The sequence below is a fragment of the Flavobacterium tructae genome (assembly GCF_001853485.1).
Lineage (GTDB): Bacteria > Bacteroidota > Bacteroidia > Flavobacteriales > Flavobacteriaceae > Flavobacterium > Flavobacterium tructae.
The window spans coordinates 164,433-185,900 of sequence record NZ_MIKE01000025.1 but is presented as its reverse complement, the minus strand read 5'-3'; the positions used below and the strand labels follow the sequence as shown (position 1 = coordinate 185,900).

The following is a 21,468-nucleotide window of genomic DNA, read 5'->3' as shown; positions in this document are numbered from 1 at the left end:
ATGAAAAATATAAAAATAACACTATCACTATTATTACTGATTGGTTTTAGCAGTTGTGATGATTTCCTTTCAGAAGTACCAGATAACAGAACGCAGATAGATACACCTGAGAAAATATCTGAATTATTAGTTACAGCCTATCCTAGCTCTTCTTATTTTGCACTTGCTGAAGCCATGTCAGATAATGTTTTTGACAGTGAGTTAAAACAGGCTGCGAATGTAAATAATGATAATAGCTATAATTGGGAAATGCAAAATCAGATCGGAACAGATACCGAAAATGATTTTTGGACCGGATCGTACGAAGCTATAGCAGCAGCAAATCAGGCATTGGATGCGATTGAAAAATTAGGCAGTCCAACAAGTTTAAATCCACAAAGAGGGGAGGCATTGATCGCGAGAGCCTATTCTCATTTTATGTTGGTTTCATTATGGGCAAATCGCTACAATCCTACAACAGCCTCAACAGATTTGGGAGTTCCGTACATTACAAAACCAGAAACAGAATTATTAGTGAAGTACAAACGTAATACTGTCAAAGAAGTTTTTGATTTTATTGAGCAGGACATTACAGAAGGTTTGAAATATGTAACAAATGATTATAAAGAACCTAAATTTCATTTTAACAGGGATGCTGCCAGGGCTTTGGCATGTCGTTTTTACTTAATAAAAGGGGACTGGGATAAAGTTCTTGAATTTTCTGAAGGACTTGGCTCTAAACCAACTAAAATTAGAAGTTACCTTGCTTTTAACGCTGTTCCTTTCTCCCAAATGCCTTTAGAATATTCTAAAGCAGAACAAGAAACCAATCTGTTAATTGCTTATCCTAATTCAACTGCAAACAGAGCAGGTGCATACAGATTTGCTCTTGCTGGAAATAAATCAGATGAAATATTAGGTAATCAAACCAATATGTGGGGTAAACCAAATCTAATAAAAGCTCAGGGTCAGTATTATAGTGGAGTACTAGTTGTGGTTCCTAAACTTTACGAATATTTTAAAGTTACCAACTTAACATCTGGTATTGGAGTGCCATACACTGCTACTGTTTTACTTAGCAATGACGAGTTATATTTGAACAGAATTGAAGCATTGGTGATGAAAAACAGAATGGCAGAAGCCAATACAGAACTGGGATTCTTTTTAGGAACCAGAACATCAGGATACAATGCTACAACAGATGTCTTGAATGAATCAGTAGTACAAGCTAAATATCCGGTAATCACAAATGAGTATACTCCATTCTATACCTTAAGCCCGCTTCAGGCTTCCTACATAAAAGCAATAGCAGAGGCAAGAAGAAAAGACTTTTTACGTGAAGGACTTAGATGGTTCGATATTAAACGTTTTAATCTGGTTGTAACTCATAATACACTTGAGTTTGGTAAAGTAATTCGAAAAAACGTTCTGGAGAAAGATGATAATAGAAGAGCATTACAAATTCCGCTTAGAGCTTCAGATAATGGTATTGAAAAAAATCCTAGATAATTTTTAATTAAAGTATAGTATGAAAATAGTAAAAACATATAAAATAGCACTAATGGCAGGGGTTTTACTTCTTGCATCCTGTGCCCATGAAGTACAGCCAAAAGAAAGTCAATTTGATTTTTCAGCACTGTCAAAAACAGATTTAGATAAATGGATTGGGACCAATTTCTTAGATCCTTATAACATAAATGTATACTATGAGTGGAATCAAAATTTAGTTGATAATACTAAATATCTATTTCCTCCTCAAGTAGATAAAGTTCAACCGGCAATGGAAGTTGTAAAAAAAATCTGGGTAGATAGCTACACCAAGATTGGCGGAGTGAATTTTGTAAAGAAAATTGCTCCCAGAGAATTTGTACTTGTTGGTGGTGTTAATTTAAACACTAACGGAACGGTAACACTCGGATTAGCAGAAGCTGGTCAAAGAGTTACACTATTTGAGGTAGATAAACTTAATAAGAAAAACAGAGCCAATGTTACACAGTTTATTCACACCATTCAACATGAATATGTGCATATTTTAAACCAAACTAAGCCATTTGACGAACAGGCCTGGTCTAAGTTAACTCCGGTAGGTTATACTTCTACATGGTACACAGAAGCACTTTCAACTTCAAGATCATTAGGTTTCATAACCAGTTATGCAAGATTGAATATTTACGAAGATTTTGCCGAAACTGCCGCTACAATTTTAACAAGTTCAAAAGCTGAATATGATGCCATCTTAGCAAGTGTAACAGATGCTACAGCTAAAGCAAATATTAAAGCAAAAGAAGCATTGGTTGTAAAGTATTATAAGGATTCTTTTAATATAGATTTCTATGCTTTAAGAGATGAAGCTCAAAAAAACACTGATGTTGTAGTTAATAACTAAGGACAATAAATTTTATAAAAAGCAATATTATGAAAGCAAAAAATATATATAAGTATTTAGCGATTTCTTTGATAGCTTTATTTCTGGGATCTTGTACAAGCACAGAAGTAGACGCTAAATTTGATCAAAATGCTACCGAAAGATTAAGTTCTCGTCAAAAAGAACTGAATGATGTTCTACTTTCATCTTCAGAAGGATGGAAAGCCGTTTATTACACAGACAGCACACAATTAGGAGGCTGGACACATTTATTCAAATTTCTTCCGGAAGGAAAAGTAGATATGGCTTCCGATTTTAATAGCCTGACAGGTACTTACAAAAGTCAGTACGAAATTCAGGTTGGCAGCACTGTAAGTTTAGTTTTTACAACGGAAAATAGAATACATCTTTTGTCTGATGCGAATAATTCTCCTACAGCGGCTCTTTTAGCCAAAGGATATTTAGGAGATTTTCAATTCTTTTATTATGGACAGAAAAATGGCGACATTATTTTTAAAACCAATAGAAATGGACACGAAGTTCGTTTTGTAAAAGCGACAGCAAAAGATTGGACAGATTTACCTAAAAACACGCCAATAATAAATGCCATAACAGGAAATGAGGTAAGTCCCCTTTATAGATTATTGCAAATAAATGACGGATCTACGGTACAAAACTATGATTTTGACTACAATACAGCTGCGCGTTTTGGAGTGGCAACATCATTAGTAGCAGGATCAAATGACGTTCAAAATTTAGCTTTGGCTTTTACACCAACCGGAGCTACAGTAAAACCGGCACTTACAGTAAAAGGTCAAAAGCTAACTAATTTTGTGTATGATTCCGCTACTAACAATTTTGTGGCAACTGGAACTGGTGGAGTAAGTGCAACTCTTAAATTTAGCAATGTCCCACCAAGATTAACAGATGATTATAAGATATTGCTTCCGGGGAAAATTTATGCCAGATTTGGTTATTATGTTGACGATTATACAGAAGATGCATCAACAAACTCGCAATTGTTTGTAAATGAGTTAGCAAAAATTAATGCAAGTTTACCTAAAGGTGTAGCCATATCATCTGTTCAGCTTTATTTGAATCACTCGCTTGGAAATTTCATTTACTATACGTTTACAGGTGGTCAGGCAGCAATTTTTCACTACATAGATGTTGTAGAAGACGCACCGAACCAGAAGATCATTCTAAAACATAAGTCTTGGAACGGAAACACAACCGTTGCAGCTCCTGCATTTTTGGCAAATTTTGATAAAAATCTTGTCAATACAACTGGTGTTTATGTCAAGAAAGAAAACTTCAAGTTAGGATATACCAATACCGTTTATACGTTTACCAGTGCGTCAAGTTCATTTAGAATGACAACCTGGCTGCTTTAAGTTGCACCTAAAAAAATGCATTGTAGTCTTTTAGAAAGAGCAGCTACAAACTGCAATGCGTTTTGTCTTTATTTATTTTATTTTATTTTTATTTTGAGTTGAGGCAGCCCTTACGGGCTGCTTTTTTAAGTGAGAAATCAGAACAACTCGTTGTATATGATTTAGAAAGAGAACTAATATGTTATTTAAGAATATGTTTATGTCTGAAACTCAACGGACAAAAAATGATTGAGCTAACCAACTATTAAACAACCAATTTTATGATGTTAAAAACTATTTTAAATTTCGCAGGAGTTGAAGTACTAGGTAAAGAAGAACTAAAAGAAGTAAACGGAAGCGGTGGAGTAAGATGTACTGTACCGTGGTCACCATTACCTTATAATGGGCCGTGTATTATGCTTCCACCGATAACACCTGCAGAACCAATATGCAGAGCAACGATAGATGGTGTGATTTGTGAGTAGTTTTAAAGATGTGTCATCCTTAAAGAAAGATATTCAACCGATGCTAAAAGTTGAATAAATGACTTTTAAAGAACATTTTTTTATAGATTAAGAAAAACCGTTTCATAATTTGAAACGGTTTTTTTATGATTATTGCTAAAGAATCGTCCTAAATCGCAAATTATACTAAGAGTAATTTTTTTAAAAAGGGAATTATCATATATTTGACAAGTCATTCACAGCACTGTTTTTTACTCTTTTTCTCAGGAGAAAGTAAATAGCTGGTTAGCTGGAAATAATATTAACATTAATTTTGAATATGAAATTACTAGAAGGAAAAGTTGCCATTATTACAGGCGCTAGTCGTGGAATTGGAAGAGGAATTGCTGAAGTTTTTGCTAAACATGGCGCAAACGTTGCTTTTACATACAGCTCATCTGTAGCTTCTGCAGAAGCTTTAGAAGCTGAATTGAACGGTTTAGGAATTAAAGCAAAAGGATACCAATCAAATGCTGCCGATTTTAATGAAGCACAAACTTTTGTTGATGCAGTTTTAGCTGATTTCGGAACCGTAGATATCTTAATTAACAATGCCGGAATTACAAAAGACAACCTGTTAATGCGTATGTCTGAAGCAGATTTTGATCAGGTTATTGATGTAAACCTGAAATCTGTCTTTAATATGACAAAAGCAATTCAAAAAACCTTTTTGAAACAACGTTCAGGATCTATCATAAATATTAGTTCAGTAGTAGGAGTTTCAGGAAATGCAGGGCAAACTAACTATGCCGCTTCAAAAGCAGGTGCAATTGGTTTTACTAAATCTGTAGCATTAGAGTTAGGTTCCCGTAACATTCGTTGCAATGCAATCGCGCCTGGTTTTATTGAAACGGAGATGACTGCAAAATTAAACGAAGATGTAGTAAAAGGATGGAGAGAAGGAATTCCGTTAAAAAGAGGAGGAAGCGCAGAAGATGTTGCTAACGCTTGTCTTTTCTTAGCTTCAGACTTAAGTGCGTATGTTACCGGACAAGTACTTAATGTTTGTGGAGGAATGCTTACCTAAAAATAATTTAAGGATTCAATAATTGAAAAATTTAAAGATTACTAATTTTTCAATCTTTTAATTTTTAAATTTTTTTAATCTTTCAATTCATAAAATATGACTACAAATACGATTCTATTAATATTACTTTCTTTAGTAATCGCAGTTGGTTTGTCGTATTTTCAATATTTTTTTAAAGCCAAAAACAAATCCAATGTGATTTGGTTTTTGGCTTTTTTACGTTTTTTAGCCATTTTTGGATTATTGCTTTTACTAATAAACCCAATAATGACCAAAAATGCACTGGAAGTTACCAAAACTCCGCTTGCAATTGCTGTAGACAATTCAAGTTCTATTACTGCTTTAAATTCAAATAAAAAAGTGATAGAATTGCATCAAAAATTGATGTCGAATCCTGCGCTTCGGGATAAATTCGAAATTCAGTCCTACCAGTTTGATGCCGATTTTAAACTTTCGGAGAAGTTTGATTTCAAAGGAAAACAAACCAATCTTGACGAAGTTGCCAAAAATCTAAAAAGCATCAATAAAAACCTGATTTTTCCAACCGTAATTATAACTGACGGAAATCAGACTACAGGAAACGATTATGTCTATCGTTTTGATCCTGTTAATAAAGTTTATCCTTTGGTTGTGGGAGATACAACCACTTTTTTAGATCTTAAAATCAATCAGCTTAACGTAAACAAATACGCTTTTCACAAGAATAAATTTCCGGTAGAAGTATTTCTTCAATACGCAGGAGACAAAGCTACGAATGCTGATTTTACCATATCACAAGGAGGTAAGGTAGTTGCCAAAGAAAAAGTTTCTTTTTCTCCTTCCAAAAAGACAGCAACCTTAAACTTACTTTTACCGGCTGATAAAGTAGGTTTACAAATTTTTAAAGCAGCAGTTTCTTCCAATATCAAAGAGAAAAACAGCTACAATAACATCAAAAATTTTGCTGTCGAGATCATTGATCAAAAGTCAACGATTGCAATCGTTTCTGCTATAAATCATCCCGATATTGCAGCATTAAAACGTTCGATTGAAACGAATGCACAGCGTAAAGTGATTCTGGTTAAGCCAAACGATATCAATCAGCTGCAAGAAGCTTCTGTTTTGGTTTTATACCAGCCAACGACAGCATTCAAAGCCATCTTTGATAACAATAAGCTAGCGGGAGTAAACACTTTTATCATAACCGGTAACAACACTGACTTTAATTATTTGAATCAGCAGCAAAAAAATCTGGTATTTAAAATGAGTGGTCAGAGAGAAGATTATCTGGCAGAATTTGAATCACAGTTTAATCTGTTTGCTGTAGACAATATAGGTTTTGAAAATTTTCCACCACTGCAAAATTTATTTGGAACGGTGACCACTAATGGAAATGTATCGGTACTGCTTTCTTCAAAAATTAGAAATGTTTCTACAAATGCACCCTTACTGGCCTTTACAGAGAATCAGGCAAAAAGAACCGCTTTTCTTTTAGGAGAAAACAGCTGGAAATGGCGTTTACAAAGCCATATTGACAATCAGTCTTTTGAGAAGTATGACGTTTTTATAGATAAGGTTATTCAGTATCTCGCTTCAACTACTTCCAAAAAATCTTTGGTAGTTACACACGAAAGCTTCTACAATTCCGGTGAGGCTATTGTGATCAATGCACAGTACTTTAATAAAAACTATGAGTTTGATGAAAAAGCACGACTTACAATTACCGTAACAAATGCAGCAACCAAACAGGTAAAAAACTATGACTTGCTAAAAGGAAATAACTCTTTTTCGGTAAATCTGGATGGATTGGCCACCGGAAAGTACAATTTCACAGTAAAAGAATTGAACACCAATACTTCTTACTCAGGTCACTTTGAAATTTTAGATTTTGATATCGAAAAGCAATTTGTAAATCCGGATGTTCAGAAATTAAAACAATTAGCCTTACAAACCAACGGAAAAGCTTTCTTTGAAAATCAGGCAGATGAACTTATTCAACAGCTTATAGAGAACAAAGAATACAAATCGATCGAAAAAAATATTTCCACCAAAACACCTTTAATTGATTGGGTTTGGCTGTTGATTTTAATTGCTTTGGTATTTACTGCAGAATGGTTTATCCGTAAATACAATGGATTACTTTAAATAGTAAAAAAGTTTGGTAGCACAAAAAAACATTTTTTTGCGTAACTTGAAACTTTAAACATGAAACAAAACTAAGTAATACAATGGATTTCAGGCTAAAAGTATTCTACACCGTTGCACTCCGTCTTAACTTTACTAAAGCGGCAACTGAATTATATATTTCACAGCCAGCGGTTTCCAAACACATTCAGGAACTTGAAGAAACTTATAAAACCAAGCTTTTCGAACGAAACGGTTCCAAAATTGCTTTAACTCCGGCAGGAGAAATTCTGCTCAAACACACCAAAAACATTTTTGAAATCTATCGTGAAATAGACTTCGAAATGAGCAGCTTTATTAGCGATCGTCAAGGATTACTGAGGCTGGGAGCGAGTACAACGATTTCTCAGTATATCATTTCACCGGTATTAGCACGTTTTCATCAAAAACAGAAAGACATTAAAGTCAATTTGCTCAACGGAAATACAGAACAAATTGAGAATGCCTTAATCCATAAAGAAATCGAAATAGGAATTGTTGAAGGACAATCCAAAAACCAATCGATTAAATATACTCCGTTTTTAAAAGACGAACTCGTACTGGTGTGCAATACCAAAAATCCGCTGATCAAAAAGAATGAAATTTCATTGGAAGATTTAAAATCGATGAAATTCATCACTCGTGAGCGTGGATCAGGAACACTTGAAGTTATAGAATACTCTCTGAAACAGGTTGGGGTAAAAATAAGTGATCTGCAGATTGAAATGCAGTTAGGAAGCACCGAAAGCATTAAATCGTATCTTCTAAACTCGGATTGTCTGGCTTTTATGTCCATACATGCAGTAGATAAAGAGCTTAAAAACAATGAATTAATGGTGCTTGATATTGCTAACTTATCTATTGAACGCTACTTCTATATCATTACCTTACTGGGTAAACCAAATGCATTAACAGAGCTTTTTATCCAAAATTTGTCTTCTTATTATAACTTAGAGTTATAGCCTATCGCGTTTTACGATTGGTGATTTTGATATAAACGACAGACCTTTGTACAAGAAATATCAAATTACTTATTTTGAAAACGAAACAACAAACATCGGTACATTTTTTTGAAATTAATCCTTATACGCAACAGGCAATTTTTGCTTTCATAATTGTTCTATGCCTATTTTCAATCATTTCACCTCCATTAGCTTTACTATTAGGAGTCATTCTGGTAAATGTCTTCGGAAATCCATTTGAAAAGTTCAATGCAACAGCGATTACTTTTTTACTTCAATTTTCAGTGGTAGGTTTAGGCTTCGGAATGAATGCGACTGCAGCGCTCTCTGCCGGAAAAGAAGGATTCTTACTTACTGTATTATCCATTTTCAGCACTTTACTTTTAGGGACTTTCTTAGGGAAAGCATTCAAAACCGAGAAGAAAACCTCCCATTTAATTTCTTGCGGAACCGCTATTTGCGGAGGAAGCGCCATTGCGGCTATTGCACCGGTAATTAAATCTAATGAGAATCAGACCTCAATCGCTCTGGGAGTTATTTTTATTCTGAACTCTGTAGCATTGTTTGTGTTCCCCTTTATTGGACATCAACTCGACTTATCGCAGAAAGACTTTGGATTATGGTGCGCCATAGCGATTCACGACACCAGTTCTGTAGTAGGCGCTGCCAACAAATATGGTACGGAAGCACTTCAGATTGCAACTACTGTAAAATTGGCCAGAGCCCTATGGATTATACCGATCTCTCTTTTAACCGCTGTGCTTTTTAAGAATAAAAACTCTAAAATCAAGATTCCGTATTTCATAGGTTTATTCATTCTCGCCATGCTTTTCAATACTTATGTGCCACAAACGGCTGTTATAGCACCACATATTGTTTCGATTGCCAAAATCGGTCTTACGATAACTTTATTCCTGATAGGAGCAACTTTAAGTGTCAATACTTTAAAATCAGTTGGCGCTAAACCTTTACTACAAGGAGTTGTTCTTTGGATATTTATTGCAGTTCTGGGGCTTGTGTCGATACTATTTTTCCACTAAAGAGAAATAGCTATTTCACATTCGAGAATCTAACAACAGGCTTATCAACCAGCTTATACTGTTTCCCTTTAAACGAAAAACGTCTTTCGATCTCGAAATTAAACTTCTTCTTCGTTTTGGCCATTGCAGCTATTTCATCAGGTAAAATGACTTCAAATTCATCATTAGCCTGGGCAGCTTTACTAAAGGAGCCGTTTGTTTTAACGATAATATCCCTAAAGTGTTTTTTGTTTGTATCCTTTACGACGGTGTAAGAACCGGACCATTCTACGCTCGCTACATTGGTGAGTTTGTAATTGTAAGACTCTAAAATAGGCTGGTACCTTCCGTCAAATCCGGCAATCAGATAGAGAATCCCTTCAAATGGACCGCCCGCACCACCATTTACATGGGTGAGTGTAAAGGCGTACTGATCTTCTCCAATTTCTACCAATTTTGGAGAAGGCGCCTGAGCAAAAGAGCCAAAAGCCGCAATAGCAGGTTGAAAAGACCTCATTTGCCAGGTTTGGTTGTTTTTAGCAAACTTGGCTACGCCAACAAGTCCGCCGGAAAATCTTCCGGTCTGCAACCCGTCTTCGTCATAAAAAGAATGATTAAAAAGCAGCAATTTAAACTGATTCCCTTTAGAATCTGTATAATCAAGAGTGCCTAAAACCCTCGTTGCAACGCCATTTTCATAAGGAAACAACTGATCACCTTCGACACCATTGACATCAATATAGGCGACAGGCTTGCATGTGCTGCATTTCCAGCTTATAAAAGTATTATGATCGGAGAGACTGTATAGTTTACCCGGAAACAATTGCTGCATTGTTTTCACCGAATTGAAAGGATCCGCTACCTGTAATGTTCTTTTGGTAATCAGAATCGTATCCTGAACATTTTTCAATTCGACAATATCTTCTTGTGCAAAACCGCTGCAAGTGAAGAGCAGGAAAAGAATTCCTATAGAAATGAGGCGCATATTTTTAGATTTAGATAAAAAGTAGCGAATTTACGAAGAAACTTTTAATTTGAATTTCAATTACTTCGGATTCAAAAAAAATAAATGAAGCTAAATTTTGCAATCTTTACGATTATTCCCTTTGAAATGTACATAAATAAAATAAATTTGCACCTCTAACAAAAATAAAAATGAAAAACTTAAAAATGAAACCAAGACTAATTGCATTATTCGCATTAGCAATTGGTTTTTTGACATTATCCTGGGGGATGGTTGGTCACGAACGTATTAATAAAGCCGCAGTTATGGCTTTGCCACACCCGCTTCAGGTATTCTTCTATAATCATATAGATTTTATTACACAGGAAGCCTCTGTACCGGACATTAGAAAATATGCCTTAAATTATAAAGACGAAAATCCAAGACATTATTTTGACATGGAGAGCTTTGGTAACCCAGCAGATTTCCCACAGACTCTAGAAGCAGCAAAGCAAAAATACGATGCCAAATTCTTAAACGAGAACGGAATCCTGCCTTGGTACATCGAAGAGATGATGGTAAAATTGACAAAAGCTTTTAAAGAGAAGAACAGAGCTGAAATCTTGTTTTTAGCTGCAGATTTAGGTCATTACGTTGGTGATGCACACATGCCATTGCATACCTCTTCAAATCATGACGGACAATTAAGCGATCAAAAAGGAATTCATTCCCTTTGGGAAAGCAGACTTCCTGAATTGTTTGTTAAAAACTACAGACTAAACGTTCCGCAAGCACAGTACTATGAGGATGTTCACAAAGCAACCTGGGACATGATTAATGATACTCACAGTTTAGTTCAGCCTTTGCTGGATGTAGATAAAAAGCTAAGAACAACAACTCCGGAAAATGAGACTTTTAAAATGGATGCTGATGGGAAAGTACTAAAGAGCAAATACAATACAGCTATTTTCTCTGACGAATATGCTAAAAAACTGCACAAAGAATTAAATGGAATGGTGGAGAATCAAATGAAAAAAGCCATTGCAGCAACAGCAAGTTTTTGGTACACAGCATGGGTAAATGCAGGAAAACCGGATTTAAGTGATTTAGATGCATTTGAGCTTACACAAAGAAATAATCAAGCCTTAAAAGATGATGCCAGATTATTTCAACAAGGAAACTTATTTGGAATGAAAAATCAGAATGATTAAATAGTTTACTTTATAAGTATTCAGTCTCAGTCTCTGTACTGTGTTTAGTTTACAGATTATAGCTAATTATTATAATGAGAACAGCCTCAAATTCTAATGAATCTGAGGCTGTTTTTTTTTGTAATATTTCTTGCTTAATTTTATTTTAGACTTCATCTGCGATCAATACCGCAATAGTAAGCAGCATTCAACTGTGAGCACGACTGAATACTGCGACTGAGACTGAAAACTAACGCTGATACTTCTTCTCTTTAAGCATATAGGAAGCTGTTTGATAAAAAGAAATGGTTTCTTTTATTAAATCAGCTCTCTCTGTTTTCATCGGAGTTTCGTTGTAATCAATTTGAAATTCAGGAGCAATACCTGGTTTCGGGTTAATTTGCACATTAAACTGTTTTACCTGTTGCTTAGGCGACAAAATCGTCAGAACATTGTCTTTAATTAGTCCCATGTCCTGATAGGTGGCAATAAAAGCTCTGGGTTTATAATCCGGTTTTAAAACATCCTGACCAAAAAACTTACTTTCATAATTAAAATTTAATAACCCAAAGAGTGTTGGCATAACATCTATTTGCGACATTAACTGATTGTATTTTTGAGGTTTTCCGTTTGGATCATAAATAAACCCCGGAATTCTATACTTATCTAAAGGAAGCTCGGTTTTTCCTGCACTTGAGGCGCAGTGGTCGGCTACAATTACAAAAATGGTATTCTTAAACCAAGATTGTTTGCTTGCCATTTCAAAGAATTTTTTCAACGAATAATCCGTATATTTTACACCGCCTTCACGAGATTTTGCATCACCCGGAATATCAACTTTATTATTTGGATACGTAAAAGGTCTGTGATTACTCACCGTCATAATGTGATTAAAGAAAGGTCTTTTTTCCTTTTCCTCAGCATTCATAACCTTTATCGCTTTATTGTACATATCTTCATCACAAACACCCCAAACATTGGAGAAGGTAATTTCTTCAGGTGCAAAACTTGATTTGTCTACAATTTCATAACCATTTCCGGAAAAGAAATCCTGCATATTATCAAAGAAAGCATCTCCGCCATACAAATATTTCACCTTATATCCTTTTTTCTTAAAAATAGCTCCGGTAGAAAATTTGTTTTTATTGTCTTCTCTTTTTACAACGCTTTCACCGGCAGTTGGAGGCAAACATAAAGTAACCGCTTCCAGTCCGCGAACTGTCCTGTTTCCGGTAGCATATAAATTGGTAAAAAGAAGACTCTTTTGAGCCAAACTATCTAAGAAAGGAGTAATGTTTTCCTCATTTCCATACATCTTCATAAAATCGGCACTATAACTTTCGATAGTAATCAGCACCACATTTTTATGATTTTCAAGCGAATCTCCGGTAATAGTTCTTTTAGTACTGTTTCCTTTAATAGTAGCGAACTGCTGTTTTAGAAGCGCAAAAGCCTCTTCATTAGGCAACGTTTTATAAAAATCAAAGTAATCAAGTTTACTGTTCTCAAATGCTAAGTAAAATTTGTATATACCGTTAGCCTGTAACTCGTTAACAAAAACATTCTTTGAGTTTTCCGTTTTTGCCAGCGTTGGAATCGCAATTAGTGAAACAGCAAATGCCCCAAGATAGATAGCAGTAATTTTTATTTTTTCACTTATAGTTGGAATATGATCAATATAATTTCTGGATTTTTTAAGGATAAAGTAAGTCACAATTCCGGTGACTAAAAATAAAGCCGAAAACAAAGGAATTACCGGATAGGACTCCATAATATTTCCAATAACCTCAGTAGTGTAAATCAAATAATTTACCGCAATAAAATTATACTTCACACCAAACTCATTCCAAAAGAAATATTCACTTAAACCATTTTGCAGAATTAGTAAAACATACAGGAAAATTACAAATGCAAACAACCAATATCTGATTTTATCCCTTAGCTTAGGCAGAAACAATAAAAGAGCAAAGAGAGCCATCTTAATTCCGATGAAAATCATAACGATCATTGGCAAAGCTCCTCCATACTCGTCAAAGATACTTTTCCCGGAAGCTGCATAGATAAAGAGAACCGCAAAAATCCCAAGAATTATATAACCGGAAGGTTTATTATACTTAGAATTGGATATGAAAATCAGATAGAGCCATAAAAAAACACTTGCCACAACAAAAACAAAAAAATCAGAAACAAGTCCAAGTATAAAGATTTTTAAGCTCTGAATAATGGTAAATGAACTTTGTGTAATGGGATGAAAAAACAAAACAATTCTTAACAGAAAACTAACGATAAAATAAAATATCGCCAGATTGTAGATTGGGGAAAACTTTTTTGTGAGGGACATTAATAGCTTTTTAAGTTCAGATAATTATTAATTTAAAAGAGTTATTCATTTGCTTAAGATTGTAAAATTAGTAAAAATAACATACTTTTTTTAAGGATAAACTGCGAGTAGTCTCTTTTATAGTCAAATATGAGAATAATACCTATTTTGACTTCTTTTTCAAACAAAAATAATCCCATTAAATTAATTCAGAATAAAGTTATGCTTTTGCCTTACTTAGTGTTAACTTAAGGTTTACTTAAGCAGGTTAATTTTCGGCTATTCTAATGGTATTAAGTCCTTTCTGACCTCAAAAGTCTTATCTTTGAAGGTAAATAATTACAGTTCAACTAAAATTACACTATTAAAATGCACATTCTAATCGTTGAAGATGAGTTAGGTATTGTTCAGTTTTTGCAACAAGGTCTGCAGGAAGAAGGATACCAGATTACGACAGCCAATGATGGCTCTAAAGCTTTTGAGCTGATTCACAGCCAACACTTTGATTTGATTTTATTAGACTGGATGCTTCCTAAAATTAACGGATTAGATTTGTGCAGAGCCATTAGAGTTAAGGATCAGAAAACCCCAATTATCTTTTTGACCGCTAAAGATACTGTACAGGAAACGATAGAAGGCCTGAAAGCAGGAGCAAATGACTACATCAAAAAGCCTTTTAGCTTTGAGGAATTGGTGGAACGCATCAAAATACACTTTAGAAATCAAAAAGGTTCAGAAGATTTGACTTTGGGGACTATTAAAATAGATTTGTTAAAACATATCGTTCTAAAAAACAATGAAGAAGTTGCGCTAACCCAGAGAGAATTTGAACTATTAAAATATCTTATTCAGAATAAAGGAAAAGTCTGCACACGAAATCAAATATTAAAAGATGTTTGGGAAATAAACTTCGAATACGACACTGGTGTAATCGATGTTTTTATGAATGCCATCCGAAAAAAGCTCAATTTAAAAATTGAAGAAGATTATATTAAAACTATACGCGGTATCGGTTATATCGCTAACGATTTATAAATGACACAACTTTCTTTTAAAAACAGAATTGCTTTAAATTACATCATTACAACGGGATTATTAATTTTAGCCGTTTTCTCCGTCATTTATTCTATTGTAAAACACACGGTTTACAGTCATATTGATGAAAAAATAAAAGTTGAAATTCAAAATCACCTCCAGGAAATCAAAGAGGTAAAGGGAAAAGTAATTTTAATTGATGAGGAAGAATGGAACGAAAGAGAGCACAACACAGTAGATGTCAATCCCGTTTTTGTAGAGTTCCTTGATCTGAATAAAAAAATCATTGAAAAAGCACCGAATCTAAAAACCCAAACCCTTAAATTTAATGATTCTGTTGAAGATTTTGAACTCTTTGACACCAAAATGGGAGACCATGCGATCCGACAAATTCAGGTTCCGCTTCATCTTAAGGAGAAGAAAATTGGATATGTGATTGTTGCCATGTCTCTGGCCGATTCTAAAATGGTATTGAACAACCTGTTTGATATCATGTCACTTTCTTTTTTAGGCATTCTGATCCTGTTGTTTTTCATAGCAAGATTCTTTGCGGGACGAAGCATAAAACCCATCAATGAAATCATTAATACCTCAAAAATTATCACCAAAGACAATTTAAAGACACGTATTGCATTACCGAGAACTAAGGATGAATTGTACACGCTTTCGAAAACGATAAACAATCTTTTAAACCGAATTGAACATGCAATTGAACGTGAAAAAGAGTTTACCTCTGATGCTTCTCATGAACTAAGAACACCTCTTACCGTTATTAAAGGAACACTTGAAGTATTGATTCGTAAACCTCGAGACAATAAGGAATACGAAGATAAGATCAACTATTGTATAAAAGAAGTTGACCATCTGAATATGCTTGTAGATCAACTGTTGTTGATGGCTCGTTTTGAAAATCAGAAGAAAAATATCAATACCGAATCTGTTTATCTAAATGCGGTAATTTTAGACGTTTTCAGATTAAATTCCGAAAGAATTAACAATCAGCAGATCAAAATTAAATTTGATACTCGTCAGGATTATTATATTGAGTCGGATAATTTTTTAGTCATTACCATACTTAGAAATATAATTTCCAATGCTATTAAATATTCGCACAGTGGAGGAGAGGTAACTGTTCTGCTTTCCGAAGAGCATGAAAAGACAATCTGCAGAATTTCAGATAACGGTATTGGTATTGCAAAGCAAGATTTAGACGCTATTTTTAGTCCGTTCTTTAGATCCAATTCTACGGAACATCCGGAAATTAAAGGAACCGGATTAGGCCTTTCTATCGTAAAAAGGGTAACTGAACTACTTCATATCAAGTTTAAAATGGAAAGTGAAATAGGGCTAGGTACTACTGTAATTTTATACTTTGATCAAAATAAAAAAGCCCTTTTATAGCTTCTGAAAGACCTGTAAAATTAAGCCTTGAAAGATTTTTTAACAATAAAATGCCATTAAGTTAAAATATAAAATGCTTTTTTATGAAAATAACTACTATATTTGCAACCGAATCAAAGAATTAAAAAACAAAACAAGACATGATTTCTAATCAATTACATCATCATCATTTTCATTATTGCTCTCAGGCGATGTGTTAATGGTATGCGTGTAAATCATCATATTTTAAAACCCGTTTGAGTACATCAAACGGGTTTTTTTATACCACTTCTTTGTACTCAGACTATTTAATTCTAAAAAACTAAAAAAATGAGTACATTAAAAATTGCAATTCAAAAATCAGGTAGATTAAACGAAGACAGCATTCAAATTCTTAAAGATTGTGGTATTTCAATCAACAACGGAAACGATCAGCTTAAAGCCGAAGCTTCCAACTTTCCTTTAGAAGTTTTATACCTTCGAAACTCAGACATTCCGCAATATTTAATTGATGGAGTGGTAGATCTTGCTATCGTTGGCGATAATTTACTTGTGGAGAAAGGCCGACAAATTGAAGTAATTCAAAAACTGGGTTTTTCTAAGTGCAAAGTTTCTGTTGCAGTCCCTAAAACCTTTGAATACAATTCGATACAGGATTTATCAGGTTTGCGTGTTGCAACCTCATATCCTAATACCGTTAACGAGTATTTTAATTCTTTCGGACTGACAGTTGATATTCACCAAATTTCAGGTTCTGTAGAAATTGCTCCTAATATCGGACTTGCCGATGCCATTGTAGATATTGTTTCAAGCGGGAGCACCTTATTCAAGAACAATTTAAAAGAGGTTGAAGTAATTCTTAAAAGTGAAGCTGTTCTGGCAGTTTCGCCAAAAGTATCTCCCGAAATTCAAAAACATATTGATACTTTAAAATTTAGAATTCAGTCTGTTTTAAGAGCAAGAAACTCCAAATACATCCTAATGAACGTGCCTAACGATAAAATTGAAGCAATTGGAAAAATTCTGCCGGTACTTCGAAGCCTTACCGTTTTGCCACTTGCACAGGAAGGATGGAGCAGCGTTCACTCGGTAATTGATAAGGACACCTTTTGGGATGTAATTGACCAATTAAAAGAGGAAGGAGCAGAAGGAATCTTAGTGTGTCCAATTGAAAAAATGGTTCTGTAGTGTGCTTCGCACGCTTTAGGCTTTAAGCAGTACGCTATAAGCCTAAAAAATTAAATAAAATATTCCATAGTTAAACCGCATACAGCCTAAGGCTTACCGCTTAAAGCTAATAGCATAAAGCATAAAAAAAATGAATAAAATAAACAATCCGAAACCAGATACCTGGTCAGAAATACTAAAACGACCAACTAAAACGATCGATGATATCGAAGTTACAGTAAAAGAAATCTTTAAAGAAGTACAGAAAAAAGGGGATGAAGCTGTTGCTAAATACACTTCTATTTTTGACGGAATTACTCTGGAAAACTATGAAGTTTCAGCTGAGGAGATTCAGGAAGCCAATAGTAGCATTTCAGAAGAACTAAAAGCGGCTATTCAGTTAGCAAAAGAAAACATATATAAATTTCACAGTGCTCAAAAAACCGATAAGATCTCAATTGAAACAACTGAGGGAGTCAACTGCTGGCAGGAAAAGAGACCCATTCAAAAAATTGGCTTATACATTCCCGGAGGAACGGCACCTTTGTTTTCAACCGTTCTAATGTTGGCTGTTCCTGCCGGAATTGCTGGCTGCAAAGAAATAGTACTGTGTTCTCCGCCTGATAAATCCGGGGAAATAAACCCTGCAATTCTATATGCAGCTACTTTATGCGGTGTGACCAAAATCTTAAAAGTGGGTGGAATTCAAGCCATTGCAGGAATGACATTTGGAACAAACTCAATCCCTAAAGTGTATAAAATTTTCGGGCCAGGAAATCAATTTGTAACTGTGGCAAAACAGCTGGCAACTCAATTTGGAGTAGCCATCGATATGCCTGCCGGACCTTCAGAATTGCTGGTCGTGGCTGATGACACTGCTGTACCAGCGTTTGTTGCCTCCGATTTACTGTCTCAGGCAGAACACGGAACAGACAGTCAGGTGATTCTGGTTTCGACTTCTAAAAGATTAATTGAAGCCGTTGAAAAAGAGATCCAGGTTCAAATTGAAGAACTTCCCCGAAAAGCCATCGCTAAAAAAGCCATTGAAAATTCAAAGCTAATTTATGTAGAAAACGATCAAATCGCTTTAGATTTAATTAATGAGTATGGACCGGAACATTTTATAATTTGCTCTCAATACGATGATTTCTACTGTAACGGTATTATCAACGCAGGTTCTGTGTTTATAGGCAATTACACCCCTGAAAGTGCGGGAGACTATGCGTCAGGAACCAATCATACTTTACCAACAAACGGCTATGCCAAAAATTATAGCGGCGTAAATCTGGACAGTTTTGTAAAATCAATGACCTTTCAGAAAATTTCCGAAAAAGGAATTCAAAATATTGGCAATGCGATCGAACTTATGGCTGAAGCTGAAGGATTACAAGCTCACAAGAATGCAGTTACATTGCGATTAAAGAGTTTGAAGGAAAGAGGATAGAGCAAAGAGTCAAGAGTATAGAAGCAAGAATATAGAAGCAAGAATATAGAGCAAAGACTATAGAACATACAAGTAAAGGATACGGAAGCTACTGACCAGACAAAAAAGTCTACCATCTTGACTCTTGGCTCTATACTCTATTCTCTAAAGAAAAAAAAATAAAAAAATGAAATTCGATATAAACACGATAACAAGAGAGAATGTAAAATCTTTGAAGCCGTACTCATCAGCTCGTGACGAGTTTGAAGACTTTGATACTGCCGAGATGATTTTTCTGGATGCGAATGAAAATCCGTTTCAAACTGGAGTAAATCGTTACCCTGATCCGCAACAACTTTCGGTTAAAGCCATTTTGGCAAAGAATAATAAGGTAAAAACAAGCCAGATTTTATTAGGAAACGGAAGTGATGAAGTTCTCGATTTACTTTTCAGAGCTTTCTGCGAACCTAAAACAGACAATATTATTTCGCTTCCGCCAACATACGGGATGTACGGCGTTTTGGCGAATATAAATGCAGTCGAGAACAGAGAAGTTCTACTTTCAACTGATTTTCAGCCACAAGTAGATCAAATCTTAGATACTGTTGACGATTCTACTAAAATTATCTTTTTATGCTCTCCAAACAATCCTACGGGAAATTCATTTTCAGATGAGAGCGTTGTAAAACTACTTCAGAATTTTAAGGGTTTAGTTGTAATTGACGAGGCTTATATAGACTTTTCAAAAAAGGAAAGCTGGCTGACGGAGATCGATGAATATCCAAACTTGATCATCACGCAAACCCTTTCAAAAGCCTACGGACTAGCAGGAATCCGATTAGGAATTTGTTATGCGTCCGAAGCTGTGATTTCGGTTCTCAACAAAATAAAACCTCCTTATAACGTAAACGAATTAACCCAGCAGAGAGCTATAAATCGTTTGAATAATCCAGAAACAATAAAGAATGAAATAGCTTCAATTATTGAACAAAGAGAAGAGTTAATTAAAGTTTTACTTGAGGTAAGTTTTGTAGAAAAAGTATATCCAACAGAAGCGAACTTTGTTTTGGTAAAAGTAGACGATGCCAATAAAAGATACGATCAGTTAATTGAAAAAGGAATTGTAATCCGAAACAGAACCAGTCAGCCTTTATGCGAAAACTGCCTTCGTTTGACGATTGGCATTCCGGAAGAAAACGCTGTTTTGATTAAAGAATTGAAATTATTGAAATAAAACTTAACCGCAAAGCTCGCAAAGAATTACGCGAAGTACGCAAAGTTTTCTTGCCACAGATTATATAGATTAAAAGAATTTTTATTTTGCCACAAATTTCTCGAATTTTCACTAATTCAATTCGTTTTAATTTGTGAATTCGTGGCGAAAAATTAAACACAAGGAATAAAAAAATCATTATAATCTATATAATCTGTGGCAAAACAAAAATATAAACTATGAAAAAAGTACTTTTTATCGATCGTGACGGAACGATTGTTTTAGAACCTGAAAATTACCAACTAGATGCTTTGGAGAAAGTAGAATTTTATCCAAAAGCTTTTCAATACTTAGCTAAAATTGCCAACGAACTAGATTACGAATTGGTAATGGTTACCAATCAGGACGGTTTGGGAACGGATAGTTTTCCGGAAGAAACGTTTTGGCCAACACAAAATTTTATCTTAAAAGCTTTTGAGAATGAAGGAATTAAATTTGATGCTGTCTTCATCGACAGATCTTTTCCGGAAGATAATGCCCCAACAAGAAAGCCAAGAACAGGGATGCTTACAAAATACATCGATAACCCGGAATATGATTTAGAAAATTCTTTTGTTTTAGGAGATCGTTTGACGGATGTTGAACTAGCTAAAAATCTGGGAGCGAAGGCTATTTTTATCAATGATAATGACGGAATCGGGAGCAATGAAATTTCTTCTAAACGGGAAGAATTAGACCAAACGATTGTGCTTCAGACAATGAATTGGAAAACGATCTATGAGTTTTTAAAGCTAGAAGCACGTTCAGCCTCGATTACACGTAAAACGAATGAAACAGACATTTTTATTAATTTGAATCTGGATGGAACCGGAAAAAGTAAAATTGAAACCGGAATTGCATTTTTTGACCACATGTTAGATCAAATTTCCCGCCACGGACAAATGGATTTAGAAATACTGGTGAAAGGTGATTTGGAAGTTGATGAACACCACACCATTGAAGACACTGCAATTGCTTTGGGAGAAGTTTTCGCCAAAGCACTGGGAAATAAACTGGGAATCGAACGTTATGGCTTTTGTTTGCCTATGGACGATTGTCTGGCACAGGTCGCAATCGACTTTGGCGGAAGAAACTGGCTGGTTTGGGAAACCGAATTCAAGCGCGAAATGGTCGGTAAAATGCCAACAGAAATGTTTTTTCACTTCTTTAAATCATTTTCAGATGGTGCAAAAGCAAACATCAACATCAAAGCTGAAGGGACCAATGAGCATCACAAAATCGAGGCAATTTTTAAAGCTTTCGCAAAAGCGATAAAAGTAGCAGTGAAAAGAGATACGGAGAAAATGATTTTACCCTCAACAAAGGGAATGTTGTAAAACGCTATAAGCTATAAGCAATAGGCAATAAGCCTAAAGCTTAAAGCCTAA

At 34.8% G+C, this 21,468-nt stretch carries 17 protein-coding genes; 15 read left to right on the top strand and 2 right to left on the bottom strand.

Annotated features, from left to right (window positions below; all coding sequences use genetic code 11):
• From BHE19_RS16875 to BHE19_RS16840, 8 genes are all read left to right on the top strand, one after another.
• Positions 1–1,488, top strand: coding sequence for a RagB/SusD family nutrient uptake outer membrane protein (locus tag BHE19_RS16875; RefSeq protein ID WP_017497504.1), 1,488 nt, complete (start codon positions 1–3; stop codon positions 1,486–1,488).
• A 19-nt stretch (positions 1,489–1,507) separates the two neighbouring features.
• The gene (locus tag BHE19_RS16870; protein ID WP_017497503.1) at positions 1,508–2,365 is read left to right on the top strand and encodes a zinc-binding metallopeptidase; all 858 of its coding nucleotides are present in this window, start codon (positions 1,508–1,510) and stop codon (positions 2,363–2,365) included.
• A gap of 29 nt (positions 2,366–2,394) precedes the next feature.
• Positions 2,395–3,738 carry a DUF4302 domain-containing protein gene (locus BHE19_RS16865; protein ID WP_070908090.1) on the top strand — a complete coding sequence of 448 codons (1,344 nt, stop codon included), beginning with the start codon at positions 2,395–2,397 and terminating at the stop codon, positions 3,736–3,738.
• A gap of 260 nt (positions 3,739–3,998) precedes the next feature.
• Positions 3,999–4,202 (top strand): hypothetical protein, encoded by a 204-nt coding sequence (locus BHE19_RS16860; protein ID WP_017497501.1) that lies wholly within the window; start codon positions 3,999–4,001, stop codon positions 4,200–4,202.
• A gap of 298 nt (positions 4,203–4,500) precedes the next feature.
• Positions 4,501–5,247, top strand: a complete 747-nt coding sequence (gene fabG, locus BHE19_RS16855) for a 3-oxoacyl-[acyl-carrier-protein] reductase (RefSeq protein WP_017497500.1) — start codon at positions 4,501–4,503, stop codon at positions 5,245–5,247.
• Between the two features lie 96 nt (positions 5,248–5,343).
• A complete protein-coding gene (locus BHE19_RS16850; protein WP_070908089.1) occupies positions 5,344–7,371 on the top strand; it encodes a hypothetical protein in 2,028 nt (675 codons plus the stop codon).
• Between the two features lie 83 nt (positions 7,372–7,454).
• Positions 7,455–8,351, top strand: coding sequence for a LysR family transcriptional regulator (locus BHE19_RS16845; RefSeq protein ID WP_070908088.1), 897 nt, complete (start codon positions 7,455–7,457; stop codon positions 8,349–8,351).
• Between the two features lie 74 nt (positions 8,352–8,425).
• Positions 8,426–9,391, top strand: a complete 966-nt coding sequence (locus tag BHE19_RS16840) for a YeiH family protein (RefSeq protein ID WP_070908087.1) — start codon at positions 8,426–8,428, stop codon at positions 9,389–9,391.
• A gap of 10 nt (positions 9,392–9,401) precedes the next feature.
• Here BHE19_RS16840 and BHE19_RS16835 read toward each other — a convergent pair whose 3' ends face one another.
• Positions 9,402–10,355 carry a glycoside hydrolase family 68 protein gene (locus BHE19_RS16835; RefSeq protein ID WP_070908086.1) on the bottom strand — a complete coding sequence of 318 codons (954 nt, stop codon included), beginning with the start codon at positions 10,353–10,355 and terminating at the stop codon, positions 9,402–9,404.
• 170 nt (positions 10,356–10,525) lie between these two features.
• Here BHE19_RS16835 and BHE19_RS16830 point away from each other — a divergent pair, with 170 nt between their 5' ends.
• Entirely contained in the window at positions 10,526–11,524 is a 999-nt protein-coding gene (locus tag BHE19_RS16830; protein ID WP_070908085.1) for a zinc dependent phospholipase C family protein, read from the top strand.
• Between the two features lie 229 nt (positions 11,525–11,753).
• Here BHE19_RS16830 and BHE19_RS16825 read toward each other — a convergent pair whose 3' ends face one another.
• Complete coding sequence (locus BHE19_RS16825; protein WP_070908084.1) at positions 11,754–13,844, bottom strand: LTA synthase family protein; 2,091 nt, start codon at positions 13,842–13,844, stop codon at positions 11,754–11,756.
• 348 nt (positions 13,845–14,192) lie between these two features.
• On the opposite strand from BHE19_RS16825, the gene BHE19_RS16820 reads away from it, so the two are divergent.
• The 6 genes from BHE19_RS16820 (at position 14,193) to hisB (ending at position 21,417) form a co-directional block, all read left to right on the top strand.
• Positions 14,193–14,858: a response regulator transcription factor gene (locus tag BHE19_RS16820; RefSeq protein ID WP_017497493.1), complete on the top strand. Its 666-nt coding sequence runs from the start codon at positions 14,193–14,195 to the stop codon at positions 14,856–14,858.
• Positions 14,859–16,259, top strand: coding sequence for a sensor histidine kinase (locus BHE19_RS16815; protein WP_070908083.1), 1,401 nt, complete (start codon positions 14,859–14,861; stop codon positions 16,257–16,259).
• Between the two features lie 309 nt (positions 16,260–16,568).
• A complete protein-coding gene (gene hisG / locus BHE19_RS16810) occupies positions 16,569–17,426 on the top strand; it encodes an ATP phosphoribosyltransferase (protein WP_070908082.1) in 858 nt (285 codons plus the stop codon).
• A gap of 130 nt (positions 17,427–17,556) precedes the next feature.
• The gene (gene hisD / locus BHE19_RS16805) at positions 17,557–18,849 is read left to right on the top strand and encodes a histidinol dehydrogenase (RefSeq protein ID WP_070908081.1); all 1,293 of its coding nucleotides are present in this window, start codon (positions 17,557–17,559) and stop codon (positions 18,847–18,849) included.
• 166 nt (positions 18,850–19,015) lie between these two features.
• The gene (gene hisC / locus BHE19_RS16800; RefSeq protein WP_070908080.1) at positions 19,016–20,062 is read left to right on the top strand and encodes a histidinol-phosphate transaminase; all 1,047 of its coding nucleotides are present in this window, start codon (positions 19,016–19,018) and stop codon (positions 20,060–20,062) included.
• Positions 20,063–20,280: 218 nt separating this feature from the next.
• Complete coding sequence (gene hisB, locus BHE19_RS16790; protein ID WP_070908078.1) at positions 20,281–21,417, top strand: bifunctional histidinol-phosphatase/imidazoleglycerol-phosphate dehydratase HisB; 1,137 nt, start codon at positions 20,281–20,283, stop codon at positions 21,415–21,417.
• The last annotated feature ends 51 nt before the right edge of the window (positions 21,418–21,468 follow it).